This is a genomic window from Flavobacterium algoris (assembly GCF_048158525.1).
GTDB lineage: Bacteria > Bacteroidota > Bacteroidia > Flavobacteriales > Flavobacteriaceae > Flavobacterium > Flavobacterium algoris.
The window spans coordinates 1-3,700 of sequence record NZ_JBLNKT010000057.1 but is presented as its reverse complement, the minus strand read 5'-3'; the positions used below and the strand labels follow the sequence as shown (position 1 = coordinate 3,700).

The window sequence follows — 3,700 nt, the reverse complement described above, 5'->3', positions numbered from 1 at the left end:
TTTACTATATTTGACATAGATATTGGTTGTTTGGCGACTTCAAGATACTGAATTTCAGTATCTTGACCAATATCTAATCAATTTATTTTGCTTTAAATAATTACACCCAACGGGTTAATAGAATAAAATTATAATTTCTATTTCTTCTCGAAACAGAATTCTAAGACATTCTGTCTTTATATACAAAAACTCCATCCCAATAAAAATTGAAATGGAGTTGATTTTAAATTCTGTTTATAAATAACCTTTATTCTTTTATTAGTCTGACCGTTTTTTGGTTAATGCCCTGACTGACTATCGCAATATAAGCACCTGATGGAAGTCCTTCTCCAAACTTGATTTGTTGCCCATCACTATTATCAATGTATTTCACCATTCTTCCAAGTGAGTCATACACTAAAACTTCTACTTTTTCATTACTACCGCCTTCAACGATAAGGGTAAATTGATGATCAGTCGGGTTAGGATAAGCTATTACATCAAATGGAGTAGGTTCAACAAGTTCTTTCTCAAGTTTTGCAATTTTTGTGTGTATCGTTGGTGCTGCACACAATGGCAAACAACTACCTATATAATCTCCGTGATCTAAGTGAGCTTGAACTGCAGATTGATCTACGCATAATTCATGGCATGGATCATTACTATTGCCTGTTCTATGGCAAATTTTAACTTTTGCATTACCGCTATTACCTGCAAAGCAACGATCATCTTCAGAATATACTGTAGTCGTTTTAGATACTGAACAACCATTTTTATCTGTAACAGTTACCGTAAATATTGCATTTGCCATCAAAGTCGCTGTAACGGAATAGTTGCCATTAGATACTATTGTATTTGTTGATGTGGAAATTGGGCTTAGTGACAATGAACCAGATACTGGACAAACATGATTACTACTATTAAAAGTATTGGCTCCCGGCGTCCATATTTCGTCACCTGAACTAGTAATCACATTACCATTGAGCGGGCGATTCATAGCAATAGAAACTGTATAAGGCCCTACCCCACCAGAAGGGGTTCCTGTTATAACAGATGATTGATCCAATGTATAGCCGTAGTAAAGTTGAGGGTTGCTATTAACAACTACTAAATTTAATACTGCAACTCTAGTAACCGTAAATGAACAACTATTCTGATTACCAGCGGTATCAGTTGCCGTATAGGTAATAGTAGTGACTGTATTTGGAGCGAAAGTAGATCCTGAAACTGGTCCCGCAGTTTGTGCTACTGTTACAATACAGTTATCATTTGCAACAGGTACAGACCATGTAGCTATAGATTGACAGGCAGACAATATAATATTCACCGGACAAACTATTGTTGGAGGAGTAATATCTTTTGCTGTCAATACCACCGTTTTCATTGCAGTATTACCGGCTGCATCTGTAGCAGTTATCTGTACATTGATGGTTCCGTTATGAGAAGATGAAACAACAGAACCAATTACAGGACTCTGAGTAATTATCGTACCTGTGCAATTATCTGTTGCTATCCCTCTTACATCTGGAATCGTTACTGAACAACTGGCATTTAAATTTACATTCTGATTAGCCGCTGGTATAAGTACCGGTGCGATTACATCTTTTGCCGTTAACACTACTGTTTTTACATCTGTAAGTCCAGCTGCATCTCTAGCAGTTACCAGTACATTGATGGTCCCGTTATGAGAAGATGATACAACAGATCCAATTACAGGACTCTGAGTAATTATCGTACCTGTGCAATTATCTGTTGCTGTCCCTCTTACATCTGGAATCGTTACTGAACAACTGGCATTTAAATTTACATTCTGATTAGCCGCTGGTATAAGTACCGGTGCGATTACATCTTTTGCCGTTAACACTACTGTTTTTACATCTGTAAGTCCAGCTGCATCTCTAGCAGTTACCAGTACATTGATGGTCCCGTTATGAGAAGATGATACAACAGATCCAATTGAAGGGCTCTGAGTAATTATTGTACCTATGCAATTATCCGTTGCTGTTCCTCTTACATCTGGAATCGTTACTGAACAACTGGCATTTAAATTTACATTCTGATTAGCCGCTGGTATAAGTACCGGTGCGATTACATCTTTTGCAGTCAAGACCACTGTCTTAACATCCGTAAGGCCTGCGGCATCGGTAGCAGTTACCAATACATTAATAGTTCCATTATGAGAAGATGATACAACAGATCCAATTACAGGACTCTGAGTAATTATCGTACCTGTGCAATTATCTGTTGCTGTCCCTCTTACATCTGGAATCGTTACTGAACAACTGGTATTTAAATTTACATTCTGATTAGCCGCTGGTATAAGTACCGGTGCGATTACATCTTTTGCCGTTAACACTACTGTTTTTACATCTGTAAGTCCAGCTGCATCTGTGGCAGTTACCACTACATTGATGGTCCCGTTATGAGAAGATGATACAACAGATCCAATTACAGGACTCTGAGTAATTATCGTACCTGTGCAATTATCTGTTGCTGCCCCTCTTACATCTGGAATCGTTACTGAACAACTGGCATTTAAATTTACATTCTGATTAGTCGCTGGTATAAGTCCTGGTGCAATCACATCCTTAGCCATTAACACCACTATTTTTACATCTGTAAGTCCAGCAGCATCTGTGGCAGTTACTAGTACATTGATGGTTCCGTTATGAGAAGATGAAACAACAGATCCAATTGAAGGGCTCTGAGTAATTATTGCACCTATGCAATTATCCATTACAGTTCCTCTTACATCTGGAATTGTTACTGAACAACTGGCATTTAAATTTACATTTTGATTAGCCGCTGGTATAAGTACCGGTGCGATTACATCTTTTGCAGTCAAGACCACTGTCTTAACATCCGTAAGGCCTGCGGCATCGGTAACAGTTACCAATACATTAATAGTTCCATTATGAGAAGATGATACAACAGATCCAATTACAGGACTCTGAGTAATTATCGTACCTGTGCAATTATCTGTTGCTGTCCCTCTTACATCTGGAATCGTTACTGAACAACTGGCATTTAAATTTACATTCTGATTAGCCGCTGGTATAAGTACCGGTGCGATTACATCTTTTGCAGTCAAGACCACTGTCTTAACATCCGTAAGGCCTGCGGCATCGGTAACAGTTACCAATACATTAATAGTTCCATTATGAGAAGATGATACAACAGATCCAATTACAGGACTCTGAGTAATTATCGTACCTGTGCAATTATCTGTTGCTGTCCCTCTTACATCTGGAATCGTTACTGAACAACTGGCATTTAAATTTACATTCTGATTTTGGACTACAGTAAGTATAGGTTTTTGAGTATCGCTTACCGTTACCGTTTGTGTTGCGGCGGCTGAATTTCCAGCGTCGTCTGTTACGGTCCAAGTTACCGTTGTAATTCCAATTGGGAAAGCCGAAGGTGCATCATTGGTTACTGAAGCTACGTGACAATTATCCGCAGTTACTGGCGTTCCAAGAGCTACATTAGTGGAAGTGCACGCCACATTGGTTGTCCCTGTTGTTGCAGTTGGTGCAGTGATTGTTGGGTTCATGTTATCGCTTACCGTTACCGTTTGTGTTGCGACAGCTGAATTTCCAGCATTGTCTGTTACGGTCCAAGTTACCGTTGTAATTCCAATTGGGAAAGCCGAAGGCGCATCATTGGTTACCGAAGCTACGTGACAATTATCCGCAGTTACTGGCGTTCCAAGAACCACATT

General features: G+C 39.1%; 1 protein-coding gene. It reads right to left on the bottom strand.

Annotated elements, in window-relative coordinates:
* Positions 1-247 precede the first annotated feature (247 nt).
* Positions 248-3,700, bottom strand: a 3,453-nt coding sequence (locus ACM55I_RS16235; RefSeq protein ID WP_416847886.1) for an HYR domain-containing protein, incomplete at its 5' end; no start/stop codon positions are given.